The following is a 24744-nucleotide window of genomic DNA, read 5'->3' as shown; positions in this document are numbered from 1 at the left end:
ACAAATGTGCAATTTTTATAAACTTTAATCAACCTTTATATTATACCCAAACTTATTTATGTATGGAATCCAAAATGCAAGGTTATATTTCCACCAGGCATGGCATCCAAATGGAAGTTCATGATGATTCATTTCAAACAAAACATCCGGATTAACCTCAAAACTAAACTTCATGGCATCTTTAACTGTTGGTACCTTAAAATCATGGAAATTAGACGGAATAACTTCTGCCCAGAATAAATCTTCATTAATAATAGGTTGAAACGGATAACCGGAATAGATATAAATAAGCTGATGCTTAATGTAGCGATAAAAGTTAATATGAAAAGGCCGATTGGAATCTTCAAATGTTCTTTTGAACTTTAACTTTTTAAACTGCTTTACTATATCATAGCAATGGCGAACATTTCTTAAACAAAAGCCCCCGTTACCTTGCCCAACTATCGGACTATTTGATTTCGCATCAATAAGCCCTTCAAATAATGGAGCACCAATGGTATCATTGCCTTTATCACACCAATAATGGAGTTCATCCTTAAATACAAATGCATCGAGTTGATGAATAAGCATAAATCCATAATCAAGAAAAGCCTTATAAAAACCTGTAAATTTTAACAGGCGGTTATATGCCATAATATCAACAAAAAAATCATCATCAAATGTTTTATAATTGGCCTTGCCTTCTCTTATATATTCATGAGATTTAATGGAAGTTTCTAGCCTTTTAGGAATAACAAAGTATATTGGATAGTTACCTAATACTTTGAAACACTGATGCATCGATATCTGTTCAAATTCGCTGATGTCGAGTCGATATATAGGAATAACTATGCACACCTTATAATCATCAATCATATCTGCTGAAGAAATTTTAACGGGCCAAAACCTGATAGCATATCCAATACATTTTTATTTCTCCAGATAAATAACTGTGCAGATAGGTAAAAAATTGCAGACAGTACAACGGTAAATACAATAACCAGGATTGGTACTATTGTCAACTTTAAAATTAAAAACTTTATTAAAAAAAATACTGCACAGGTAAATATTGATTGAATAGCCTGTAACAGTGGGAATTTAAATTTAAAAAGTTTAAATGCATAAATAAACAAAACTATAGTTACACAGAACTCGGTTGCAAGCGAACTTATTGCTGCACCATCTTGTTTTAATAAAGGGATCAAAGTAAAATTTAAGGTTAAACTTACTACAACACCGAACAAAGAAGCATAGAGTATTTTCTTTTCCTGATGTAGAGGAAGCAATATTTGGTGACTGAATATTTGAGCTATACCTACAAAAATTACAATGAAGCATAATATTTGTAAGGAACTTATTGCAGGAAGGTAATTGCTACCGGCAAAAAGCACAATGATCTCTTCTGATAAACAATATGTTCCTAGCGCTATAGGTACACTCAGGAATATTACAAAATTCATGGATTTACTAAGCAATGATTTAGCTTCTGCTAAATCATTGTTCTGGAATGCAATTGTTAAACGGGGTAATAAAACTGCAGAAAGAACACCAATTATCGCTAACGAAAGCTTACTGATTCGCATGGAAGCAGAATAATAACCAACATTTTCATCTTTGGTTAAAAATCCTAAAATTATTGTGTCAAAAACTAGATAAATAGTAGTAACGATACTGTTAGAAAATATGATAAAAAGTGGTTTAAGGTGCTTTTTTAAGGCGAGGTTTATAAAGGAAATTTTAACCATCTTACTTACTGCATACATATTCATAATTGCTGCCAAAATTGTAGCGAGAAGATTTAATGCGTAATAGGTATTTCTGTCTTCAACGGAGTGAACCAGTATAAATAACAATACAACGGTTATCATTCGAATAGCAACAGTTCTCAAAGCGATGTATTTAAACTTTTCAATTCCTTGAAAAAACCACTCAGCTATAAAAACATTCCCTAAAAGAACAGCCATACCAATTTGATATAATTCAAAATTAGTTCTTAGCTTATTTGTAAAATAACTAATTATAAATAAGATTACAATTGCTACAATAGAAGTGAGTAGGTGAATGAAGATCAGTTCAGAAAATACTTTTCCTAAAATAGCTCTGTCATTTTTTACTTTCGCAATTTCTCGGATTCCATACAGTGGAATACCTAAAGCTGAAAAAATTAAGAAGTAGGTTGTGAAATTATCAGCAAAGCTAACAGCCCCTATTGCTGTTGGTCCTAAAATCCTTGATGCGTAAGGAAATGTAATTAAAGGAAAAAGAATTTGGGAAATCGATAATAAAGTGTTAAACGCGATATTCCTTTTTAAAATCGACATAGCTTTTAGCTAATTATAGACTTTAAACCTCTTCTGGTAATTAAAAATCCTGCCATTAAAAAAATAAAAATAAACCCGCCAATAACCATACCTTTTATTTTTGTAGTTACCACTTTTTGCAATGGAAGTATGGGTGCATCAATCATTTGTATCAAAGGCATTTCTTTACGCTGTGAAACTTTAGACATTTCGAGATTTTTTACCAACTCCGTTAAAATGGCTGTATTTGCCTGTGCATCAACCTGCCTCTTTTGCGATGGAACACGTAATACGAGCCGCGATGGGTTTGGATTCGGATTTACATCCGTTAATGCTGCAACGCTGGATAGAGCGCCATTCAATGCCCTCTTTACAGAATCGGTTTGATGCTGTAAAATGGAAACATTCTGAACTGATTTTTTTGTTTTGGTACTTACATAAAATTCATTCACATTTTTAACAATTTGATCGTTAAAAGCTTTGGAAAATAACTCATCCTTAGACGTTACCTGTACTTTAAGTATACTAAGTTTTTTATCAGGCTTAGTTACAACTAAATTGTTTTTACCAACCTCTTTTACAACCTCACCTAAAATACTATCCTGTGCTCTTGAAAGTTTAGGATCATTTGTGGGTTCAAAATTTAGATTTTTTAAAATTGGGTTGTTAGACCATTGTGCTTTCAGATTATTAAATTCTACGTATCTGTTAATCAACGATTGTTTTTTTCCATTGAATATATTTTCAGCAAGCAAAGCTTCCTGAATCATTTTTCTCGATTTATAAAGTTCGATTAAGTTATCACCCTGAAAAACACCTCCATTTCCACCTCCACCAAGCTCTACCCCAATCATTGAGGCAAGGCCTGCATACTGACCTAGCGCACCACCCCCATTAGAATCTTCTAATGCAAATGTACTTACCGCTACATAAGTAGGTTTTTTATATGCAGAATAAAAATACCCTAGAACAACACCAACAATGCCTGCGAGTATCAAAAGCAACCATTTAGATCTTAAATATACGAACCATTCGTGCACTTTAAGCACCAACTCTCTTACGGTTATTTCTTTGCTATTATTTTCAGTCATGGTGTTAGCGTAATAAAGAAACAATGATTGCTGCAATTGAAGCTACAGCCGTAGAAATACCGACTAAGCCAGCAATACCAATTTTTTCTCGCTCTGCTCTTTTAGGTACAAAAATTTCCGAACCAGGCTTAACCTGCGGAAAATTATTAAAGAATAAAAACTTCCTGTTAGCTGCAACCGAACCATTCGAATACACAATAAATGCTCCTTTTTTATAAGCATTATAACTGAAGCCCCCAGAACCGCTGATGTAGCCCTGAAAGCTTTTCCCTTGCGTATAAACAATACTATTTGGCTTTAAAACTTCACCGGTAACCCTAACTGTTTGCAATTCTTTAGGCACCCTAATAACATCTCCATCTTCAACAATTAAATCATATCTTGATGATGGTTTAAACATAATCTTTTTTAAATCAATACCTACCAAATCACTCCTTAAAATTTGCAGATCTTTATCTAAACTTGTTGTATCTCGTGCACCCGATTGTTTTAAACGCTGTAAATTTAAAAGTTTTTCTCTCTCTTCTCTTTGAATTTCAACCGCATCCATCGATTTAGAATCAGTTCCACCTTTTCTCCTTAAAGATGCACCTTCTACATAAGCAAGCGGACTTAATCCTCCGGCTCGCTTAATAATATCAGACACCCTTTCATCCTTTTTTGTAATCGTGTAAACACCTGGATAAAGAACCTCACCTTCTATTTTTATCTGGCGCTGTATATGATAGCTTTCCGAGCTACGAATAGAAACAATATCGAAAGGTTTTAGCGTAAAACCCTGATCTTGTATTTTCAAATCAGGATCTACATTAACCGTAAAAACCTCAGCAGTTTGTGCTGATGCCGAAGTTGCATCACTATTTTTTATTCTTCTTGAGATTTCGATTCTGTTTGGAGTGCCTCCTTCTTTAAATCCTCCAGACATCTGTATTAGTGATTCTAAACTCATATTATCAGCATAAACAAATGTTCCTGGGTCTCTAACTTCGCCTTGAATAGTTACCTTATATTCTTCGCGTAAATCAAAAATTGAATTAATAGTTACCCTATCTTCCCTTTGTAGTTTGATATCAGAACTAGAACCATCCAAAAGTTTTGCTACATCGAAGGATAAAAGACTTTGACTGTTATCAGCATTTAACCTCGAAATATAAGCCCGGTTTAAAAACGCATCTTCTTTAACACCATCTGCTTTTTTAATCAAAGATTTTAAAGTTAAACCATTTTCAAGCTCGTACTGCCCCGGACGAAAAACAGCTCCGTTAATTTCAACACGATTCTCAAAACGATCTAAAATTTTTTCAACAACATAAGTATCACCATTTTTAGGCTTGTAGGTTGAAAATGATAATTCTGCTACATCAATAATTTTCCTTTCCTTGCTTGTATTTTGTAAAACCTTAATTTGCGCGGTATATGCCTTGTTAGAAAAGCCGCCAGCAAAACGAATTGCATCAGCAAGTGTTTCGTTAGGCATCATCTCATATAATGCAGGTCTTTTAATTTCACCAGACATTTCTACCCTTGTATTATATACTGGGATATTAATCACATCCTGATCCTGAAGACGCACATTTCCTTTTTGAGTGCCATTAATCAACAAATCATAAACATCAATCGTTGAAATAACTTTGTTATTTCTGATAACTTGAATATTACGAAATGAGCCATTAATGTTTGGACCGCCAGATTGATATAATACATTAAAAACAGGTGATAATGAAGAAATTGTATAAGTGCCAGACTTTACCACTTCACCGGTAACGGTTACCTGTATACTGCGGATATTACCTAAATTAACAGCAACACTTGTTCTACCGCTTTTAATTCCTGGATAAGTACCTCCTAACTTTGTACGGATTTTGGAAATAGCTTGTTCAATTGAAAGCCCACCAACTGCAACTAAGCCTGCGTATTGAATCCTAATTGTACCATCAGGGCTTACTTTTAGTTTATAATTTGCTTCATTATCTCCGGTTATATCAATTAGCAATTCATCATCAGGTCCAATAATATAATTTTTCGGCGTTGCAATTCTCAAATTTGGTTCAAATGTTTGGTTTACATTGAAAAATAAATCTGACCCGAAAATTTTAGTACTCTCGCCTCCAAAAGACTCTTTAAGCTTTTGCCTTTCCTGCTGTAACAACGAATTACCATCTTGATTGGAAACTTTCTTTAGGCTATCAAGTAAAGTTTTTTGAGTAGAAGTGCGACTTCTATTCATATCTGATGCAGTTTTTGAATTACCATCCGTACCGTTCGTCGTACTACTTACACCATCTGCTTTTCTTATCTTTTCAACTCTTGTTCTTAATTTCTCAATCTCAGTAGACGGCATACCTTGTGCTGCTGCAAGCTGTTCTAACTGCGCATCACTGTAACCTATGGATTCTGCTCGCTGCATTAATTCCCTAATCTTCGCATCAGATAACTCATCTACTTTTACATCTGCATAATTAGTTTGAGAAAATGCACTTTGAGAAATGATTATAGCACAAAAAAACAGTAATGCTGTGAGTATTTTTTTAAACTTCATGTGTAGGTTGGTTATGAATTATACGGCTCAAAATAAAAAAAATTATCGAACCAGAATGCTTCATTTCATTTTATGCTCAAAATTATTGTCCGCAAAAGTACAAAATTATTTCATTTGATATTATAGGACATGGCAAGAGACATTAGAAATTAAACCTAATAACATTCAAACCAAGAGGTACCAGAAATTACATCGCAATATTAAAACTTTGACTGAAAAGCTCTTTATTCTTAAATTCGTAATGGCCAAGAATATCATACAGCTTTCCTGATTGAACGGCATCGGTTAAAATACTAAGGTGTTTGTCATGATGAAGATCTGTACCTGCTAAATCATATAACTTTTCAGCAAGCAACATTTCAGCCAGATGTTTAACATCTTTACCATAATATCCTAATACAGATAATAAGTTCAATTGAAGTAAACAGCCTTTTTCTTTAAATCTTTTTAACCGGCTTTTATCTTTAAAATAAAAGGTATACCGTTCTGGATGTGCAAGTATTGGCTGAAAGCCTTTAATTTCTAAATCAAATATAGTTTGACTAATATTAGGGCTTTCAGAAAGGTATGACATTTCTATCAATAAGTGTTTTTCATTTAGAGAGCAAAGCGGTTGTGAAATATTAAAATCTTGATTGACCATATATTCTGCGCCAGCATCAAGCCTTATAGAAATATTATTTGTTTTCATTTCTGCCAATAATAATTTTTTGGCGTTTGAAATAGTTTCTATATCGTTAGGATATAGTTCCTTATATATATGTGGTGTACAAATAATATGCTCATAACCCAAATTTTGAAATGCCTTAACAAATCGTAATGAGGTTTCAACATCAGGAGAACCATCATCTATACCTGGCAAGATATGAGAGTGCATATCTACCCCTAACCAGGATATATCAGTAACTTTCTTTTTTTTATTAAAAAAACTCAACATAAGATTTAGAATTACCGAGGGACGAGTTAGATTAACAATTAAACTATTGCAAAAACAATGAATATTCCTTATTCAATTATTTTCGTTTCTTTAAAGTGCAAAAATTCTATTCGAGATGCGTTTTTTTTGCTTAAAATAATTATGTAGCAATAATATTTAACTAATATACCAGATTACATGTGTTTTTAAAAAAAAACGCAAAAAAAAACTTATTTTTTTTTAGAAAACATACTCTAAAGCAAACAAATAAAATTATTTGCTAATTATTCAAAATAATTTAATGTTTTAAAACCGCCTTGTTTTAGGTATTCGTCTTTCTTCATTAGGTTTAGGTCGGAAATTATCATTTCTTTAACCAAACCAGGCAAATCATATTTAGGCTGCCAACCCAATTGCGTTTTCGATTTTGTTGGGTCACCCAATAACAAATCTACTTCTGTTGGGCGGAAATACCTTGGATCTACCCTAACAATGGTTTGACCAGGTTTTAATTTATCCAGATTCAAACCCAATGCACGAGCGGTGTCTTCATCCACATTTATAATAACGCCCTTTTCATTTTCATCTCGGCCAGAGAATTCTACCTCAATACCCATCTCCGCAAAACTCATTCTAACAAAATCCCGAACGGTAGTGGTAACACCTGTTGCAATAACGTAATCTTCGGCTTTTTCTTGTTGAAGAATTAACCACATCGCTTCAATATAATCTTTGGCATGGCCCCAATCGCGTTGGGCAGAAAGATTACCAAGGTATAGGCAATTTTGAAGGCCTAAGGCAATTTTGGTTGCTGCTCTGGTAATTTTACGGGTTACAAAGGTTTCTCCTCTAAGCGGGCTTTCGTGATTAAATAAAATACCATTACAGGCAAACATACCATAAGCTTCGCGATAGTTTACGGTAATCCAATAACCATAGATTTTAGCTACAGCGTATGGAGACCGTGGATAAAATGGAGTCGTTTCACTCTGTGGCACAGCCTGAACCAAACCATAAAGTTCTGAGGTTGAAGCCTGATAAATTTTTGTTTTTTTTGTTAAGCCTAAAATTCTTACAGCTTCTAAAAGCCTCAAAGTTCCAATGCCATCAGCATTTGCAGTGTACTCAGGCATCTCAAAACTTACCTGAACATGGCTCATTGCAGCCAGATTATAAATTTCATCAGGTTGTGTTTCCTGAATGATGCGGATTAAATTTGTAGAATCAGTTAAATCACCATAGTGCAGTTTGAAATGAACATCTTTCTCGTGCTGATCTTGATACAGGTGATCAATTCTATCTGTATTAAAAAGGGAACTTCTTCTCTTTATACCGTGAACAAAATAACCTTTCTTTAAAAGAAATTCTGCTAAATAAGCACCATCTTGGCCTGTAACACCAGTGATAAGAGCAACCTTCATAAATTTTTCATAGTTTTTAAGCCTGTAAACATACACATAAATTTTTGCGTAGGGAAAATTTGAAATGCTTGCGACTAAAAAAAATACTGTAAAAACAAGAGGTGCACATTGTCAGTTTGAGCGTAGTCGATGTGCACATCTAATGTTCCTACACAATCTGCAATACCGCTAACATGCGCAAAACCCACCGTTTTTATTGTCATGCTGAGCCTGTCGAAGCAATTCATCTCCTCCCCAAACCCGTCACAGAGAAGATGATTCTTCATCAGACTGGGCAATCTTTTTCAATCCTTCATCCTGAGCGTAGTCGATGTGCACATCTAATGTTCCTACACCATCTGCAATACCGCTAATATGCGCAAAATCTATCGTTTCTATTGTCATGCTGAGCCTGTCGAAGCAATTCATCTCCTCCCAAAACCCGTCACTGTGAGGATGATTCTTCATCAAAGGTGGCAATCTTTTTTCAATCCTTCATCCTGAGCGTAGTCAATGTGCACATCTAATGTTCCTACACCATCTGCAATACCGCTAACATGCGCAAAACTCACCGTTTCTATTGTCATGCTAAGCCTGTCGAAGCAATTCATCTCCTCCCCAAACCCGTCACAGCGAGGATGATTCTTCATCAAAGGTGGCAATCTTTTTTCAATCTGCCCTTTAGATTTGTCTCGGTCTATTATCAAGATTTTTAACTATAGGATGTATAATCTGCTACCGTTTTTTCCCTTTGTTACCAGATAACAACTAAGGCATAACCCATTATTAAGGACTTGGGTCGATGAGGTAAAGTTAGGTAATGGTAAAAACATAAAAAATAATAAGATGATGGTCACAAGAATTGTGTTGGCTATCCAATTGCAAGGAGTAACTGCTAAACCGAAAACTGAATGTAAATTACTAACAAGTTGGTATTGTAATTAAAAATTCGTTATCGTATCTTGAAAAGATTAACAGATCTATTTTTATGCCTTCAAGCACAGATAAAACCAAAACAATATCAATTTGGAAAGCAGAAAACCTTCCATTTTTTTTAACAGTATTTATTGGTTTAATGGGCTTTCAATTAAATCAGCTATCTGAGAATTTTTTAAAATCACCGGCTATATCTTACAGTTTCAAAGTAATTGATGAAGAAAAGACAGGTATTCAGGTTAAACGGGATCTCACTTGTTCAATTAAAAATATTTCCTCCGAAACTTCTTTCAAAGATTTGAAAATCAATTTTTGGTTTCAAAAACACGAAATTCTAATTTCTAAACCCAGTATAACCTTAGGTACATTAGCCTCAAGACACGACATTATTGAAAACGAACTGGAAAATAGGCTGATTGAGTTTAACATTGGCCATTTTCAGCCTGAGTTTGAATACCACCTCAATTTTCAAACTATTTCTAATATCAATGATGAGCAGTTCCCCTCCTTGTCTTTTACGTCAGATCAAACTGTAAGATTTGTTCCAAGCTCTCCAATGACCTGGTTAGCCGAGCATTATTTCTTATTTAATATCATTTGTATTATTACCTGCTTCTTGATTATAATTTTTTATATGATTAACCTAAACAAAAAAACAAAATGAAAATCTGTTTTACGATGCTGTTATCAATTTGGATTAGCAATAGTTTTAGTCAGAACAAAATTCAAATTCGCACAGATGATAATTTTAATGTCTCTTATTACATGAAGTTTGGAAAGGATACCCTTTGGTCATCTGAACAAGGAATAATTAACATTAGCAAAGCGCAGAAAGATAAATATCAGAACTCTTTATTTAAGATATACTTTATTCAAAATATGCTATTTAAAATTTATAAAAAACCACTGATATTGAATCAGGAGCAACAATTATCTCTTCTGCTGGAAAAAAGTCCTTACATACTAAAGCGATACTAGAAACTCAAAACCCTCCTTACTCTAAATAATGTTAAATCGGCATTGGCTCGAACAGATTTTTTTGCAAAAACTGCATAAATTTATACAGGCACGTTTTTTAATTACAAAATATATCGGTTTCCGAATAAATCGTTGCTTAACCTATAAAAATTAACGATGTGTAATGTGGAAAATTTAACCGTATTGGCTTAACTATGTCCTGTACCGCTAAAATTCCCAGTTGATTGGCCAGAAGGATTTTCAATTATTTTTGGTGTAGTTTCATTATAAGATACGGAAACTACTTCGAGATATTCTTTCAATTTAACAATTTTTGCATTTACAACTGCCTGTTCAGCGGTGTTATGTTCTGGTGCGCCATCCATAGATTTAATCGCATCAAGTGCGAAATCCATAAAATCTTTTACATTTTCTGATAAAAGTGGTTTTGCTGTAATCATAATAAATTCTTTTGCTGTAATTATTTAAATCGTTGAATGTGCAACAATAAAAGCGAATGAAAGTTTGAAAAAGCGTATTAGAAATTTAACATTTGAGCATCACCAAATTTTTTTATCGGAATCTTATTGACTTTGATTTGAAATCACTATGATTTTTTTATATACCTCAGCCCATTGCCGAAATAATAAATCTAAACAAAATTGCTAAGCAGGCTGTAAAGTTTTAATAAAAGCCTGTTTAAATTTATATTGTGAAAATGTTTATCGTTTATTTTTTGGAGCGAAACAAGGCAAATGTTGCAGATATAGCCAGCCTACCTCGAAATATTTAACAATGTTGCAACCGAAAAGAAGCATCAACAAATTATTAGATAAATTTTGAACAGGCTCTAAGAACAAATGAAAATTAGGATAGATTTATTTTTATCTTCCTGCGTTTCGTAATGCTGCAATCTTATCAATATAGGCTTGCCTGATATTACTTCCTGTTGTTGGCGTTAAAACATCGTCTATATCTTCCAAAAAACCGACATCTACACCATCTATCATAACCCTGTAGCGCGTAGGACTTGATTTTATTACACCAATAAAAATGATAATGGTCCCTTCCAAATCAATAATCCTGGTGTCCGTATGTGCGAAGATGTGCATAATCAGCTTATTTTGCAGAAATGGACTTCAACAAAAATACAATATGTAAGGCAAACTATATAGGATAACGATTAAATCATTTGGAGTTCTTCGCACTTGGAATTCTTTTGTAACCCTCTATAAAGGTATTCATCAGTTCTTTGAATGATTTTTTTGAAAGCGTCGGCTCGGATTTTACATCCTGGTAATGCCTTAGCCTGTCGAGGAGCTTTTTTTCCGAATTCAGACCTTTATTTTTGAAAAACAGATTGCCCATGGTAATATTCATATCTTAATGTAACGTTACAAGTTGTAAATAGTTTTAAAGAAGCCTTCTTTTTAACAGAAAATTTAAAAGCAATTTACTCTGTATGAGTTATTTAATTATCACACATCAGATTAAAGCCGCATTCTAAGAAAAATCACAGCCTTGCATCAGCCAAATCTCTTCTGATGAAAGATTTAGTATCAAAAATAATTGTACCTGAATTTTTAAAAGATGTATAATCTAAATCCAGAAACTGTTGATGTGCAACAGCCAATATAATTGCATCATAATGCAAGGATGGCTTTTCTACTAACGCCAGCCCATACTCTTTTGCAACTTCTTCAGCATTAGCCCATGGATCATAAACATCTACATCAACAAAGAAGGATTCAAGCTCTTTATAAATATCAATTACCCTGGTATTTCTTACATCAGGACAATTCTCTTTGAAGGCAAAACCTAAAATAAGCACCTTTGAATTTTTGAGGGCTTTATCTTTTGCAACCATCATTTTTAATACTTTATTGGCCACAAACATCCCCATATTATCGTTAACCCGGCGACCAGATAAAATAACTTCGGGCTTATAACCTAACGCTTCTGATTTATGCGCCAGATAATAAGGATCAACACCTATACAATGCCCACCCACCAAACCTGGTTTATAATTTAAAAAGTTCCATTTTGTAGAAGCCGCTTCTAAAACATCGGATGTATCAATATCCATTTTATCGAAAATTAATGCAAGCTCATTAACAAATGAAATATTTACATCACGCTGGGCATTTTCTATCGCTTTGGATGCTTCAGCAACTTTAATACTTGGAGCCAAGTGTGTACCTGCAGTGATGATACTGGAGTAAAGTTCATTAATCTGAATGGCTATTTCGGGTGTAGACCCTGAAGTAACCTTTTTAATTTTTATAAGGGTGTTTACCTTATCGCCCGGATTAATGCGCTCAGGAGAATATCCGCAGAAAAAATCTACATTATATTTTAATCCCGAGATTTTTTCAAGCACAGGAACGCAATCTTCTTCAGTGCAACCGGGATAAACGGTCGATTCATAAATAACCACATCACCTTCTTTTAAAACAATGCCAAGCATTTTTGATGCTGCAAGTAAAGGTTCTAAATCAGGCCGTTTTAAATGGTCTATCGGCGTAGGAACGGTAACGATGTAGGTATTACACAGGCTTATATCAGCCAGATTCGAAGTCAGTTTTAAGCCCGCCGAGCCACCATCCTGCAACACTAATTTAAGGGCATCAACCGCTGCTTCTCTGGTGAGATCAACCCCGGAAATAAGGTCGCGCACCCGTTGCTCATTTGTATCAAAACCAATAACCGGATATTTCCTGGCGAATTCAATTGCAAGCGGCAAGCCGACATAACCCAATCCTATAACTGCAATCCGATTATTATATTCCATTTAAAAATTTATCCGGTAAAGATAAAAAAATAGACGGCAAGGATTGCATTGGAAATGGATGTTGATACAGATCATTACATGAAACACTTAAAGCATGCCTATTCGTAAGTGATGCAGCCAATATAGCTACTCATCAAAATGCTCATGCATTCGTCGGCAATGAACGAGATCCAGCTGTGGTAATCGTTGCCCTTCGTCAGCCTTGTAACAGGAATCGTTTCTTTTCCTATGCTTCTGCGTGAACCACTAAAGAGGCAATCTGGGATGCTGTTTTTTGCGTCATACACCAGAATCATCACCTGATCGCTCTGCCGTTCGTACGGTGATAAGTGCTGCTCCAACCATGTAAAATGCAGACCGGCTTCATCAATAAAATGTTGTGGATGCGCTGCTCCTGGGAGCGAGCCATAGGTTAATACAATTTTCGAATAGTCGATTGTATTATCAGCATTCAGTGTATGGCGCATGTTGTACGATTGGGCAGCGTTGTGGCTGGTCATCATTCTCGCCTTACTTTCTAAATTGAAACCGGTTTTGACGTACTCCGGAATGGTAGAGAGGAAGTTTTGCATCACGGTAAACCGCTGCCGGCAGGCATTCTACTGCTCACTTCCAATTTGTTTTTTTTTTTGCTGGCCTTCGGTAATCCTTTGATTACCCATTTGCCATTAAGCTGATAGCCGATAACGCTCCCAACTTTATCAGTGAAACCACCGTTGATTCCATTGTTTAATATTGCCATAATTGTTTAAGATTATGGGATGTTATTCTAAGATAACAAAAACTCATCAAATTGCATAAATTAAACCTGCTCATTCATCTGGTGTTGAATGGGGCTTGGCTCGGCAGGAATTGTCACACGTCCGAACCAACCCCGACGCAAAGGCATCTTAAATCCATTTTAATATACAGGACCGGGTAAGCATTTACGTTCCCGATTGTTGATAAATGGAGTCTTTTGTACACAAGGAGAAAACAAAAGGTTAATTTTTATTCTTCTGGTTGGGGTAGCCCTTCGACAGGCTTTAATTGGATGTTTTAAACCATTAAGGATTTTAAGATAATTAAGTTCGCTCGCCATGGTCTGTGTCCTCACGGACCAGAACCATTTATTTAGTTTCCTTACTTTTAGTTTTGCTCCTCTGCTTGGTATCGCGCTTCGACATACTCAGCATGACAAACTTTAATTGGATGTTTTACCACCTAAGTCACCTGAGAAAACCTAAGCTTAATAGCCTTAATTTCTTAATGGTTAATTTACATTCTCCTTCAAGGAACATTTGCGGGCTGAGGCTTTATAGATTGCTTCGGCCCGCTCAACCCAGCCTCGCAATGACGGAATCTCGATGGACTGGGTGGTATTACAATGACCGGAGTTTCTACACGCCAACAGACACCTCTCCTTTGGAACGGTTGAGGGATTAGGCACTGGGTTTTCCGGCCTAGGAGATGATGGAAGGGAAAAATGTTAAAGCTTTATCAAAAAAGGTCAACCTTACTACTCTCCAAGGCAACGCGTTCTGCCCGATTTTTCATCGGGTACTTGTGTTGCCGCTCTAAAAGCTTTAACGATTTTACCCAACAGCAGATCCAAGCCTTGGGTTTTTGGTCCTTTTGGGCCAAGCCAAAAGGACTAGGCCACCGCCAATGAGGTAAAAGAAAACGAATTGGGACCTGACGAATGACCAGAGTTTCTACACGCCAACAGCCCCCTCTGTTTTGGAGCGGTTGAGGGGTGAGGCACTGGGTTTTCCGGCCTAGGAGATGATGGAAGGGAAAAATGTTAAAGCCTTATCAAAAAAGGTCGACCTACTCCTGTCCAAGGCAACGCGTTCTGCCCGATTTTTCATCGGGTACTTGTGTTGCCGCTCTAAAAGCTTTAACGATTTTACCCAACAGCAGATCCAAGCCTTGATTTATTCATGCGTTGTATATAGTTTTTAAGGCATTCATGAGCTCGCAGAAAAAGCTCGGTTTTACTCCACTTTTTATCAAGAAAAAGTGGAAAGCCATTCGGCGGCCAGCCGAGGAAAGCCTGATGCTTGGGCTACTGAAAAGATTGCTTCGGCCCACTCAACCCAGCCTCCCACTGACGGAAATCTCGATGGGCTGTAGCAAGGAACGCTGGGTTTTCAGGCCTAGGAGATTTTGGAAGCAGAAAGCGGGGGTGGGAACCCCTACTTTATCTGCTTCAACAAATAACTACCATACCCACTCTTCACCAACGGCGTAGCAATAGCTTTAAGCTGTTCTGAATCGATAAATCCCATACGGTAAGCAATCTCTTCAATACACCCGATTTTTAATCCCTGGCGCTCTTCTATAATTTGAACAAACTGTCCGGCTTGCATTAAGGAAGTAAAAGTTCCGGTGTCTAACCAGGCTGTTCCCCTACTTAAAACACCAACTTTTAATGTTCCTCTTTCTAAATAAACCTTGTTAATATCGGTAATTTCATATTCGCCACGTGGAGATGGCTTAATATTTTTAGCGATTTCAACAACTTCATTATCATAGAAATACAAACCTGGCACAGCATAATCAGACTTTGGTTGTTCAGGCTTTTCTTCAATTGAAATCGCTTTCTTGTTGGCATCAAATTCTACCACACCATAACGCTCAGGGTCTGAAACTTGGTAAGCAAAAACAACACCACCTTCAGGATTTGAACTGGCTTGTAATAATTTTGCCATACCATCTCCATGGAAGATATTATCACCCAAAACCAAAGCTACTTTATCTTTTCCAATGAACTCTTCACCGATTACGAAAGCCTGGGCTAATCCATTTGGTTCTGCCTGCACAGCATAACTAAATTTACAACCCAACGAAGCACCATCACCCAATAATTTTTCAAAATTTGGTAAATCATGCGGTGTAGAAATGATTAAAATTTCTTTAATACCCGCAAGCATTAAGGTAGATAACGGATAATAAATCATCGGTTTATCATAAACCGGCATCATTTGCTTACTGCAAGCTAAGGTTAATGGATGTAAACGGGTTCCGCTGCCACCAGCTAAAATTATACCTTTCATATATAATTATTGGTTATTAGTTATTGTTAATTTTCGAGATGCACTCAACCAAACTATCTCTCCAATAAGGAATATTTAGATCGAATTCATTTTTAATTTTTGATTTATCCATTACAGAAAATGCTGGTCTTTTAGCTTTTGTTGGATAAGCAGACCCAGGAATTGGATTTACCTTCACCGCTGTTTCGCTAATATCAAATATAGCTTTAGCGAAATCAAACCACGATGTTACCCCTTCATTACTGTAGTGGTAAACACCATAACTTTTTTTGCCTGATACAATAATATCAAAAATCGCATTTGCTAAATCTATTGCATAAGTTGGCGTTCCAACCTGATCGGCTATAATCCCCAATTCGTCTCTTTCCGCACCTAGTTTTAACATGGTTTTAACAAAGTTATTTGCATACTCAGAATACAACCAGCTTGTACGTAAGATAAAATATGCATCTAAAATAGATGTAACGGCTTGCTCACCATTTAATTTGGTAACGCCGTAAACATTTATCGGATTTGCAACATCATCTTCTTTCAAAAGCTTTACTTCATTTCCTTCGAAAACGAAATCTGTAGAAACATGAACTAAGGTTGATTGATTCGATTTACAAGCTGTTGCCAAATAGGCCGCTCCGGTTTCATTAATGGCTTTTGATAACTCGACTTCATCTTCTGCCTTATCAACAGCGGTGTAGGCCGCACAATTAATTACAAAAGCAGGTTTTTCTTTTTCAAGTAGGGCATTCAACAAATCTGCATCTAAGATGTTTCCCTCCTTTTCTGTTGGAAAAACGATATCTGAAATACCCCTTCGCTCTGCCACAGTTTTAAGGCATTGCCCTAACTGACCGCCGGCACCAATCACTAATATTTTGCCCATGTTATGTTAAAGAAGAAAAGGAATTTAGAATTAAATCTTTATCAGATACAGCGGCTTTATCTGCCGGAATCATCCAGTCAATAACTAAATCTGCATCATTATATATTACCCCAACTTCCGAAGCTTTGTTGTAAAAATTATCGCATTTATAAAAGAATTCTGCCGTTTCACTTAGAACTGAAAACCCATGCAAAAAGCCTCTTGGTACATATAGCTGTAATCTATTCTCTGCACTTAATTTAACTGAAATGTGCTTGCCATAGGTTGGAGAACCTGGACGGATGTCAACAGCAACATCTAATACTTCGCCTTTTAATACACGTACCAATTTAGCCTGGGCAAATGCTCCTGATTGAGCATGTAAACCTCTGATTACGCCATAAGATGAAAAGGATTGGTTATCCTGAACAAAATTACCAGACAAACCAGTTTTCTCTTCAAAGGTATTTTTATTAAAGCTTTCAAAAAAATATCCTCTGGGGTCTTCGAAAACTCTGGGTTTAATAATAACGCAATCCTTTAGGCCTGTTTCCTGAATGTCCATTATTTATTGTTGTATTGTTGATTGTAATAAGATTGATAATTGCCTGAAGTGACATTGTTTAACCAGTCCTCATTTTGAAGATACCAGTCAACCGTTTTAGCCAAACCTTCTTCAAATTGTAAGCTCGGTACCCAATCCAATTGATTCTGCAACTTGCTCGAATCAATTGCATAACGCAAATCATGTCCTGCTCTATCGGTAACGTAAGTTATGAGTTTAGCAGATTCCCCGGCTTCGCGACCTAATTTTTGATCCATGATGGTACAAAGAAGATTTATCAAATCGATATTTTTCCACTCATTATGTCCACCAATATTATAGGTATCGCCGGTTTTAGAATTGTGAAAAATTACATCTATCGCACGGGCATGGTCTTCAACCCATAACCAATCGCGAACATTTTCACCTTTTCCATAAACAGGAACAGGTTTATTGTTTTTTATATTATTTATAGCAAGCGGAATCAATTTCTCCGGAAAGTGATGCGAACCATAATTATTTGAGCAATTTGAAATTACACAATCCATTCCGTATGTATCATGATAAGCCCGAACAAAGTGATCAGAGCTGGCCTTTGAAGCAGAATACGGACTGTGTGGATCATAAGCCGTAGTTTCCGTAAACATGCCTTCTTCGCCTAAAGCTCCATAAACTTCATCGGTACTTACATGGTAGAAACGTTTTTTATCATAATCGCCTTTCCAGAATTCACGGGCAGCATTTAATAAATTTACCGTACCAATTACGTTCGTAATGACAAATGCTGTTGGATCGGTTATAGACCTATCTACATGGCTTTCTGCTGCTAAATGAATTACGGCATCAAAGTTTTCTGCTTTGAACAATTCAAACATCGCGGTAGCATCTGTAATATCCTCCTTAACAAATCTGTAATTCGGTTTATTTTCGATATCCGTTAAATTCGCAAGGTTGCCTGCATAAGTTAACTTATCAAGATTTACAATTTCATATTGAGGATAGTTTGTTACAAAACGGCGTACTACATGAGAGCCAATGAAACCGGCACCACCGGTGATTAGGATTTTTTTCACTTTATAGATTTATAATCAAAGATAAATGATTTTCAATCCGCTAAAATAAGATAGTTATTACAAAGAAACAATTTAAGTCTATGCTTATTAATTATTTAAATTTTGAAGTGGATCAAATTACCCAATTCCTATGGATAGATGAAGCGTAGATCAAGCGCAGATGAAGCGCAGATGCGTCGCTGTTAAGGGCTTGTAAAGACTTGTCGAAAATTTTAGATTAGAACTACATTGCAGCAACTGATTCTTCAAGTTCTTTATACCAGGCCTCACCGTATTTTCGAATAAGCGGACCTTTTAAAAAACTATAAACGGGAACTTTTAGTTCACGCCCAAAAGTACAGGCATCATGGCAAATGTGCCACCTATCGTAATTTAAAACTTCAAACTCCGGATATTTGGTAATTCTGATTGGATATAAATGACATGAAATTGGTTTCTGCCAATCTACTATTCCTTGTTCGTAAGCTTTTTCTATTGCGCATTTGGTAATGCCACCTTCAAAAAGAACATAAGCACATTCCTTATTTTTATCTACACATGGTGTGGTTAAATCGCCGTCTTCATCTACAACATAAACGCCTTGTTCTTCTATAGCTTTAATACCCTTTTCATTTAAAAGGTGCTTTATTTTAGGATAAATTTCTTCGAGAACAGCTTTTTCATCATTATCCAATGGTGCGCCTGAATCGCCTTCAACACAACAAATTCCCTTGCATTTACTTAAGTTACATACAAAGTTTTCTTTCAAAACATCTTCGTGCACCAGCACCTGTTCCACTTCTATCATCATTAGTCTTTTGCTAAAGCATATTTTAAACCTACTGCCGATGTCAGTTCCATAGTTACTGCACCAACTAATATTTCTACCTGTGCCTTCACCGGAACACGGTTACCATCATCAGTAACCCAAAGATACAACCTGCTATCCTTTTTAAAAATTCGGCCTGGTTTTATAGAAGGGCTAAATTTAAGGCACCGTATATTTCCTAATTTGTTTTTTACAGTTTCTTTACCTGTATACTCAATTTCCAATGCCGAAATCTCATCGCCTAAAAAATAGTTTAGCTTAAATTTATCTCCAATTTTGAGTTTTGAGACATCCAGGCTCCTGGCAAAATAGTAAGCAGAAACTAAATCAAAAGTTTGTGTGGTTGGTGTGGTAAATGTTCCCCTGTTTGAAACTACTTTTTTAGCATCCTGGCTAAAGCGGGCTTTATCTTGCCGCTTATAACTTGCCTCCCGAATGTTCTCCTGGTAAAAATAAGGCAACAAGTCTGTTTTATCGATATATGAATCGTAATGATCCCTGATTTTATAAAACACATCAAATGTACCTGAGGTCTGGGCATCTACAGTTAACTTATAAGTTGGTCTGTTATCAAATTTTAAGTCAGAATTTTGAACCTTAATGGTAGCTTCAGCAGCTGTGATAAATCCATATCGGAGTTTGTAGCTAAGCACCTCTCCTTCCTGAAAAACCGCCTCTTTCTTTAACGGCAATTCCTGCGCAGAAATAAATTGCGCATAAAATATACTTGAGATGATTAAAAATAACCTTTTCATTTGCTTGTGTGTGTTTCAATGGTGTGAATATCTGCATTATAAACGATTTATTTGCAAGCTATCCTAACATGATGTGCAAAAAGCAAACCAAAAATTAATCTTTTCTTTTAAATACCGGAACAGTTGAACAGGGTTCGCCAAACATGATGCTTTTAACAACTGGCGTTAGCAGGTTGGTAATTTCTACATAAGCAGAAACAGGAATATCAATATCTCCGCAGCCTTTTACAACTACACGTTCATTTGCGAATGATTGAGGATTTATTTTTGATAATGCTTTCGCAAACATAACAGCCTCTAAAGTATCTAACCCACCAAAAACAACTTCATTTGCATAAGGCTTTAGTTTGTTCGCCAAAAGCATGTATGCCCAAGTTGGAACAATTGCATCTGCCGAGCAAATTATGGCAACATTCTTATTTTGATATTGATTCCATTCATGGTTCTTAATAAACTCACGGAAATCCTTTTCTCTGAGCATTAAACCGTGGAAAAGATTCTCCTTGATGTCATATATAACCCGCTCTCCCGGATGATAATAATCTTCTAAATTGAGCGTAACTAAACCGCTATTGGCTACTTTATTAACGAAGTTTTCCTGAATTTCCATGATATGTGAATAAAAAAACCGTCACGACTTAACATCATGACGGTTGTAAAATTACGCAATTTCTAATTAATAGAATTTCACGCGATTGTCTTTTATCTTCGCATTATCCTGTAAAGCCTGGAAAGCTGCGCCTAAAGAACGCTGACCTAAACTCAACAACATAGTTTCTTTTTGTTTAAACATGTTGGCGATTGGAGCAGGATTTGAAAATCCATCTACAGAGAATACATATACGCCACGTTCCCCATCTACAGGTACTGAAATTTTACCTGGTTGAGAACCGAAAACAGAACCTATCAGTTTATTTTCCTGCGCCACTCCAGGAATAATTGGGTTAGCAAAAACAATATTTTGAACCGGAAGAACTGAACGGCCAACTTTAGCTGCAATTTGAGCTAAACCAGCTTTACCTGCACCATCAAACTTTGATTTTAATAACTTTGCTTTAGCTGCATTAAGCACCATTGGCTGAATTTCTTTTTTAACAGCATCTAAAGATAAAGCACCTTTAGGCTTAACATCCGTTAGATGTGCGACAACATAACCATCACCCATGGTATAAATCTCAGGTAGAACGTCACCTTTATCAGCTGCATAAGCATCCTGAATTAATTTACGAGGATTGTCTAAACCCGGTGCAAAACCTTGAGTTGCCGTGATTTTATCTGCAACAGCAGTTTTTAAGTTTTTAGTTTGAGCAAATTTGGCGAAATCATTTCCCTTAACATCGTTTAAGAAATTGCTTGCTGCTTTATATGCAGATGCCTGAGTTTTGCTGCTCGCTGCCAATGATTTTTCTACATAAGCGAGTTTTGCCACTTTGGATGAACCGATTTGCTTTTCGATTTTCATAATGTGAATACCGAACTGAGATTTAACTGTTTTCAAATCACCTACACTTCCATCAAATGCTGCATTTTCAAATTCTGGTACCATAGCACCACGAGCAAAGGCGGGCATAGAACCTCCCTGGTCTTTTGAACCATCAACACTGTAAGTTTTTGCCAATTCGGCAAAATTACCTCCTTTTGAAATGATTCCTTTTAATGAATCGGCTAATTTAACGGCTTTATCTTCACCACCAACTTTAGCAGGGTCAATTAAAATGTGACTTACCTTTACAGAATCAGGAGAAGTACGCGTTGAAATAACTTTAACAATTTTATAAGAGTTACCTGTTAATGCCGGTCCATAATAGCTGCCGGCAGGCAATGAAAATACTGCCGAATCTACAGCAGGATCTAATTTACCCTTAGTAATATACGTGAAAGGTACTTTAACGTCCGAATTAATTGCGGCGAAAAGTGAATCGTTTTTAGCTACTTTAAAATCTGCTGCGATTTTTTCTACTTGTGCTTTTACAGCAACAGAATCAGCTTTAGTAGGTTTAATACTAAAAATAACATATTCAAAAGAGCGTGTTTCTTGTGGGTTATTGAAACGGGCTTTATTTGCATCGTAATATTCCGAGTAATCAGCATCAGTTAATTTCACTGAAGCATCAGGAATAGAAGTATAATCAAGGCTTACGTATTTAAAGTTGGCCAGTTTATTACGGTTCGTATATTCATCCGTAGCTTCTAAAGAAGTTACATAAACCGAGTTACGGATTAAATTAGAATATTTCTGCTGTAAAGTTTGATTCTTAACCTCTGTTTGTAATAATGCAGATTGGCTTTGTGCCTGAGGCTCTTTAGACTTTAAAAAGCTGTTTAATTGCATCCGGTCTAACTGTCCGGTTTGAGGGTTTGTAAAATACTGTTTAATTAAAGGACTTGGATTTTGACCAACCAATAAATCGACCAGTTCATCTTCTGAAACCGTTAAACCTAATCTATCATATTCTTTATTCAACAAAACACTTGCTAATTCTGCATTCCAAGCCTGATCTACGGCCATTGATTGCATTTGTGCATTTGCACTACCGCCGTATTGCTGTTTAAACTGATTTAAATTTTGCTCTACCTTTGGCCCGAAATCATCGATACTGATATCGTTTCCATCAACCGAACCAACTGTTTTTTGGTTTGCGGCCCAAAAAGGCTTACCCACGTTAATTGCATCACCTACTAAAAATGCAACAATTGCAAAACCAATTGCAAAGACCAGTATATAGCCTGCACGGTTACGCAAAAATGTCATTAATCCCATATTGTACTTTATATTATTTAGTTTTTTTTAAGAGGGCGCAAGATACAAATTTGCCTCAAAAAAGAAAACACAAAATTTTATTTATCAACTGTTTAATTTTTAAGCAAATAGAGAAGGGAAATTTTGGTTTTTCTATGGTGCAATTGCATCTTTTAATACAGCCTGCCCACTTGCTGTATTAATCTTATACGTGCTAAAATCCTGAGGTGCTTCAAAATCTATGCCCTCAATAACATTACCATCCGTTGTTTGTATCGTAACTCTTTGTGTAGAATAAAAAAGCTTTTTTGCTTCATCCCAAATTAATTCTTCAGATGAAAAGGTATCGCCTTTGGCATTTTTAACAACTACATTTTTTCTGAAAAATGTTTTTTGCTCCTGATCTCTCCTAATCGAATAGTCACAAATTAATGTGCCATCAATTACTCCTGGCTGGTTTACATTAAAAAAATCAATTTTTACACCCTTAATCATTTCCTGGTAAGTACTGCCATTATCAGCCGTAACTTTATCCATAATTGGTGCATTTCCTTTTGCTTTCACCCTTGCAGAATCACTGTAAATAATTTCGACACCAAGTGTTCTATCTCGGTTAAGAATTATTTTTTGATTACTAACCGGGTTGGCTTTTTTTAGGTCGTCATCTCCACAGGAAACCATAAACAATGGCAACCCAAGAATTACAACATACAAAAATGCCTTGCGCATAATTAGTCTACTCTATACTTGCGGAACCAGGTATCGTTCAATGTAAAACCTAAATGGAAGTTGATGAATTTCTCCTTTACCAGATTATTGGTTAATGTACCACGCTGACCAATTTCTGTTGTAAAGTTTATTTTATAAAAAGATAAGCCATTTGCTGATGGAAGCGGGAAACCAAATCCTAAAGAAGCACCCATTTGTTTAATATCCTGATTACCGATTTGAATGTATGTTTTGTCGTAGTTAAAACCTAAACGATAATCAACTCTTTTGAAATAGTTGTTATAAGATGTAATATCAGGTGTAAATTGTCCGCCTAATGATGCACCATAACTGTTTTGTAAACCTTGATTAATATTATTGATACTTACGTTAGACCACTTGCTCATTCTAACATCCGCACCAATTAACCATTTATCAGTTTGTTGTATTGCAATACCAAAGTTATGCGTTAAAGGCAATGTTAAATTCGATTTTGCACTTACTACAGAACTTAAAGTATCTAAAGCAGTATTTTCATTTCCATTAGCATCTCTGTTGTAAACGGTAGCAAAATACGATTGACTCGAATTAATTTTACCCGAACTGCTACCCGAATAACCTAAGGTAACTACTGTTTTTGGGGCAATGTTAAAGTTATATTGAATACCATAAGAATAGTTTATGCCACCAACACTATTTTTATTTTGTAATTTTGAGTTCAATGCACCAACATCCGAATACTCTGTTGCACGGGTGGTTAGTAAATTACCAAATATATATTCAACATTAGCGCCGATGCTTAAATGATCTCCAAAACGGTAACCATAACCTAAATATGCTTTAGATAAGCCACCCTCGCCTTCGTAAAGCTGATCAACAGACATGGTGTCTACTTTAGTTGTGTTTTTGTAACTGTATCCCAAATCAGAATATGGCAATATACCAAAACTAAATGCCGAGCGACGAGTAACTGGAATAGCAAATGCAAGATGGCTAAAAGTAGAATTAAAAGTTGTTTCGCTTAAATCATTCCTTGATAAATTGTTCAAACTTGCGCTCATACCAATATCAATAGTTGTTAAAGTTACACCAGAATAAGATGCAGGGTTTTGCATATTGATGTAGTTAAACCCATTTACTTTATTTACGGCCGTAGAAATACCGCCCATCGCCCTCAATTGAGGAAGCAAAGAACCTTTAATATTTCCAAGCCCATATCTTGAATATGGCGATGAAGTGGTAACCTGTGCCTGAACACCCAAACCACAAACTAAAACGAGTATGGCTGCAATATAATTTATTCTTTTGTACAT

General features: G+C 35.8%; 25 protein-coding genes. 2 read left to right on the top strand and 23 right to left on the bottom strand.

What is annotated here, in order from left to right; genetic code table 11:
- Positions 1-24: 24 nt before the first annotated feature.
- The 8 genes from IEV50_RS16025 to IEV50_RS15995 all read right to left on the bottom strand — a co-directional run bounded on the left by IEV50_RS16025 (position 25) and on the right by IEV50_RS15995 (position 8630).
- Positions 25-780 carry a DUF5672 family protein gene (locus tag IEV50_RS16025; RefSeq protein ID WP_188416256.1) on the bottom strand — a complete coding sequence of 252 codons (756 nt, stop codon included), beginning with the start codon at positions 778-780 and terminating at the stop codon, positions 25-27.
- Positions 781-851: 71 nt separating this feature from the next.
- Complete coding sequence (locus IEV50_RS16020; RefSeq protein ID WP_188416254.1) at positions 852-2300, bottom strand: flippase; 1449 nt, start codon at positions 2298-2300, stop codon at positions 852-854.
- A 5-nt stretch (positions 2301-2305) separates the two neighbouring features.
- On the bottom strand, positions 2306-3370 hold the full coding sequence (locus IEV50_RS16015; RefSeq protein ID WP_188416252.1) for a GumC domain-containing protein: 1065 nt from the start codon (positions 3368-3370) through the stop codon (positions 2306-2308).
- 4 nt (positions 3371-3374) lie between these two features.
- Positions 3375-5909 (bottom strand): polysaccharide biosynthesis/export family protein, encoded by a 2535-nt coding sequence (locus tag IEV50_RS16010; protein WP_188416250.1) that lies wholly within the window; start codon positions 5907-5909, stop codon positions 3375-3377.
- Between the two features lie 187 nt (positions 5910-6096).
- Positions 6097-6846 (bottom strand): tyrosine-protein phosphatase, encoded by a 750-nt coding sequence (locus IEV50_RS16005; protein WP_188416248.1) that lies wholly within the window; start codon positions 6844-6846, stop codon positions 6097-6099.
- A gap of 263 nt (positions 6847-7109) precedes the next feature.
- Positions 7110-8246: a GDP-mannose 4,6-dehydratase gene (gmd, locus tag IEV50_RS16000; protein WP_188416246.1), complete on the bottom strand. Its 1137-nt coding sequence runs from the start codon at positions 8244-8246 to the stop codon at positions 7110-7112.
- A gap of 74 nt (positions 8247-8320) precedes the next feature.
- A complete protein-coding gene (locus tag IEV50_RS19775) occupies positions 8321-8449 on the bottom strand; it encodes a hypothetical protein (RefSeq protein ID WP_262890414.1) in 129 nt (42 codons plus the stop codon).
- Positions 8450-8489: 40 nt separating this feature from the next.
- Positions 8490-8630 carry a hypothetical protein gene (locus IEV50_RS15995; protein WP_188416239.1) on the bottom strand — a complete coding sequence of 47 codons (141 nt, stop codon included), beginning with the start codon at positions 8628-8630 and terminating at the stop codon, positions 8490-8492.
- 583 nt (positions 8631-9213) lie between these two features.
- Here IEV50_RS15995 and IEV50_RS15990 point away from each other — a divergent pair.
- Entirely contained in the window at positions 9214-9825 is a 612-nt protein-coding gene (locus tag IEV50_RS15990) for a hypothetical protein (RefSeq protein WP_188416237.1), read from the top strand.
- Positions 9822-10139 (top strand): hypothetical protein, encoded by a 318-nt coding sequence (locus tag IEV50_RS15985; RefSeq protein WP_188416235.1) that lies wholly within the window; start codon positions 9822-9824, stop codon positions 10137-10139. Before IEV50_RS15990 ends, IEV50_RS15985 begins: the two co-directional genes overlap by 4 nt.
- 188 nt (positions 10140-10327) lie before the next feature.
- Here the strand turns inward: IEV50_RS15985 and IEV50_RS15980 are convergent, their stop codons facing one another.
- The 15 genes from IEV50_RS15980 to bamG all read right to left on the bottom strand — a co-directional run bounded on the left by IEV50_RS15980 (position 10328) and on the right by bamG (position 24744).
- Entirely contained in the window at positions 10328-10579 is a 252-nt protein-coding gene (locus IEV50_RS15980; RefSeq protein ID WP_188416233.1) for a hypothetical protein, read from the bottom strand.
- A gap of 423 nt (positions 10580-11002) precedes the next feature.
- Complete coding sequence (locus tag IEV50_RS15975) at positions 11003-11230, bottom strand: hypothetical protein (protein ID WP_188416230.1); 228 nt, start codon at positions 11228-11230, stop codon at positions 11003-11005.
- A 401-nt stretch (positions 11231-11631) separates the two neighbouring features.
- Positions 11632-12909 (bottom strand): nucleotide sugar dehydrogenase, encoded by a 1278-nt coding sequence (locus IEV50_RS15970; RefSeq protein WP_188416228.1) that lies wholly within the window; start codon positions 12907-12909, stop codon positions 11632-11634.
- A gap of 98 nt (positions 12910-13007) precedes the next feature.
- Positions 13008-13481, bottom strand: a complete 474-nt coding sequence (locus tag IEV50_RS15965; protein ID WP_188416217.1) for a DUF6266 family protein — start codon at positions 13479-13481, stop codon at positions 13008-13010.
- Positions 13481-13651 carry a hypothetical protein gene (locus tag IEV50_RS15960; protein ID WP_188416216.1) on the bottom strand — a complete coding sequence of 57 codons (171 nt, stop codon included), beginning with the start codon at positions 13649-13651 and terminating at the stop codon, positions 13481-13483. Before IEV50_RS15960 ends, IEV50_RS15965 begins: the two co-directional genes overlap by 1 nt.
- 1435 nt (positions 13652-15086) lie before the next feature.
- Positions 15087-15947 (bottom strand): glucose-1-phosphate thymidylyltransferase RfbA, encoded by an 861-nt coding sequence (gene rfbA / locus IEV50_RS15955; protein WP_188416214.1) that lies wholly within the window; start codon positions 15945-15947, stop codon positions 15087-15089.
- Positions 15948-15963: 16 nt separating this feature from the next.
- Positions 15964-16824, bottom strand: coding sequence for a dTDP-4-dehydrorhamnose reductase (rfbD, locus tag IEV50_RS15950; RefSeq protein ID WP_188416212.1), 861 nt, complete (start codon positions 16822-16824; stop codon positions 15964-15966).
- 1 nt (position 16825) lies between these two features.
- Complete coding sequence (gene rfbC, locus IEV50_RS15945; protein WP_188416210.1) at positions 16826-17368, bottom strand: dTDP-4-dehydrorhamnose 3,5-epimerase; 543 nt, start codon at positions 17366-17368, stop codon at positions 16826-16828.
- Entirely contained in the window at positions 17368-18420 is a 1053-nt protein-coding gene (gene rfbB, locus IEV50_RS15940) for a dTDP-glucose 4,6-dehydratase (RefSeq protein ID WP_188416208.1), read from the bottom strand. Before rfbB ends, rfbC begins: the two co-directional genes overlap by 1 nt.
- A 223-nt stretch (positions 18421-18643) precedes the next feature.
- Complete coding sequence (locus IEV50_RS15935; RefSeq protein WP_188416423.1) at positions 18644-19207, bottom strand: DUF3109 family protein; 564 nt, start codon at positions 19205-19207, stop codon at positions 18644-18646.
- Positions 19208-19209: 2 nt separating this feature from the next.
- Complete coding sequence (locus tag IEV50_RS15930) at positions 19210-19983, bottom strand: DUF3108 domain-containing protein (RefSeq protein ID WP_188416206.1); 774 nt, start codon at positions 19981-19983, stop codon at positions 19210-19212.
- Positions 19984-20077: 94 nt separating this feature from the next.
- Positions 20078-20593, bottom strand: a complete 516-nt coding sequence (locus IEV50_RS15925) for a DUF2480 family protein (RefSeq protein ID WP_188416204.1) — start codon at positions 20591-20593, stop codon at positions 20078-20080.
- Between the two features lie 66 nt (positions 20594-20659).
- Complete coding sequence (locus IEV50_RS15920; protein WP_188416202.1) at positions 20660-22744, bottom strand: peptidylprolyl isomerase; 2085 nt, start codon at positions 22742-22744, stop codon at positions 20660-20662.
- A gap of 132 nt (positions 22745-22876) precedes the next feature.
- On the bottom strand, positions 22877-23452 hold the full coding sequence (locus IEV50_RS15915) for a hypothetical protein (protein ID WP_229746766.1): 576 nt from the start codon (positions 23450-23452) through the stop codon (positions 22877-22879).
- A gap of 2 nt (positions 23453-23454) precedes the next feature.
- Entirely contained in the window at positions 23455-24744 is a 1290-nt protein-coding gene (gene bamG / locus IEV50_RS15910; protein WP_229746765.1) for a BamG family beta-barrel-assembly machinery protein, read from the bottom strand.

The sequence above is a fragment of the Pedobacter mendelii genome (assembly GCF_014635725.1).
GTDB classification, from domain to species: Bacteria; Bacteroidota; Bacteroidia; order Sphingobacteriales; family Sphingobacteriaceae; genus Pedobacter; species Pedobacter mendelii.
The sequence above is the reverse complement of the archived record's forward strand: the minus strand, read 5'-3'. Positions and strand labels throughout refer to the sequence as shown.

Excerpts from the sequence above, each read along its gene's own strand:
- IEV50_RS16025 (WP_188416256.1), bottom strand. The coding sequence starts at position 780 with ATGCATCAGTGTTTCAAAGTATTAGGTAACTATCCAATATACTTTGTT.
- IEV50_RS16020 (WP_188416254.1), bottom strand. The coding sequence starts at position 2,300 with ATGTCGATTTTAAAAAGGAATATCGCGTTTAACACTTTATTATCGATT.
- IEV50_RS16015 (WP_188416252.1), bottom strand. The coding sequence starts at position 3,370 with ATGACTGAAAATAATAGCAAAGAAATAACCGTAAGAGAGTTGGTGCTT.
- IEV50_RS16010 (WP_188416250.1), bottom strand. The coding sequence starts at position 5,909 with ATGAAGTTTAAAAAAATACTCACAGCATTACTGTTTTTTTGTGCTATA.
- IEV50_RS16005 (WP_188416248.1), bottom strand. The coding sequence starts at position 6,846 with ATGTTGAGTTTTTTTAATAAAAAAAAGAAAGTTACTGATATATCCTGG.
- gmd (WP_188416246.1), bottom strand. The coding sequence starts at position 8,246 with ATGAAGGTTGCTCTTATCACTGGTGTTACAGGCCAAGATGGTGCTTAT.
- IEV50_RS19775 (WP_262890414.1), bottom strand. The coding sequence starts at position 8,449 with ATGACAATAAAAACGGTGGGTTTTGCGCATGTTAGCGGTATTGCAGAT.
- IEV50_RS15995 (WP_188416239.1), bottom strand. The coding sequence starts at position 8,630 with ATGACAATAGAAACGATAGATTTTGCGCATATTAGCGGTATTGCAGAT.
- IEV50_RS15990 (WP_188416237.1), top strand. The coding sequence starts at position 9,214 with ATGCCTTCAAGCACAGATAAAACCAAAACAATATCAATTTGGAAAGCA.
- IEV50_RS15985 (WP_188416235.1), top strand. The coding sequence starts at position 9,822 with ATGAAAATCTGTTTTACGATGCTGTTATCAATTTGGATTAGCAATAGT.
- IEV50_RS15980 (WP_188416233.1), bottom strand. The coding sequence starts at position 10,579 with ATGATTACAGCAAAACCACTTTTATCAGAAAATGTAAAAGATTTTATG.
- IEV50_RS15975 (WP_188416230.1), bottom strand. The coding sequence starts at position 11,230 with ATGCACATCTTCGCACATACGGACACCAGGATTATTGATTTGGAAGGG.
- IEV50_RS15970 (WP_188416228.1), bottom strand. The coding sequence starts at position 12,909 with ATGGAATATAATAATCGGATTGCAGTTATAGGATTGGGTTATGTCGGC.
- IEV50_RS15965 (WP_188416217.1), bottom strand. The coding sequence starts at position 13,481 with ATGCAAAACTTCCTCTCTACCATTCCGGAGTACGTCAAAACCGGTTTC.
- IEV50_RS15960 (WP_188416216.1), bottom strand. The coding sequence starts at position 13,651 with ATGGCAATATTAAACAATGGAATCAACGGTGGTTTCACTGATAAAGTT.
- rfbA (WP_188416214.1), bottom strand. The coding sequence starts at position 15,947 with ATGAAAGGTATAATTTTAGCTGGTGGCAGCGGAACCCGTTTACATCCA.
- rfbD (WP_188416212.1), bottom strand. The coding sequence starts at position 16,824 with ATGGGCAAAATATTAGTGATTGGTGCCGGCGGTCAGTTAGGGCAATGC.
- rfbC (WP_188416210.1), bottom strand. The coding sequence starts at position 17,368 with ATGGACATTCAGGAAACAGGCCTAAAGGATTGCGTTATTATTAAACCC.
- IEV50_RS15935 (WP_188416423.1), bottom strand. The coding sequence starts at position 19,207 with ATGATAGAAGTGGAACAGGTGCTGGTGCACGAAGATGTTTTGAAAGAA.
- IEV50_RS15930 (WP_188416206.1), bottom strand. The coding sequence starts at position 19,983 with ATGAAAAGGTTATTTTTAATCATCTCAAGTATATTTTATGCGCAATTT.
- IEV50_RS15925 (WP_188416204.1), bottom strand. The coding sequence starts at position 20,593 with ATGGAAATTCAGGAAAACTTCGTTAATAAAGTAGCCAATAGCGGTTTA.
- IEV50_RS15920 (WP_188416202.1), bottom strand. The coding sequence starts at position 22,744 with ATGGGATTAATGACATTTTTGCGTAACCGTGCAGGCTATATACTGGTC.
- IEV50_RS15915 (WP_229746766.1), bottom strand. The coding sequence starts at position 23,452 with ATGCGCAAGGCATTTTTGTATGTTGTAATTCTTGGGTTGCCATTGTTT.
- bamG (WP_229746765.1), bottom strand. The coding sequence starts at position 24,744 with ATGTACAAAAGAATAAATTATATTGCAGCCATACTCGTTTTAGTTTGT.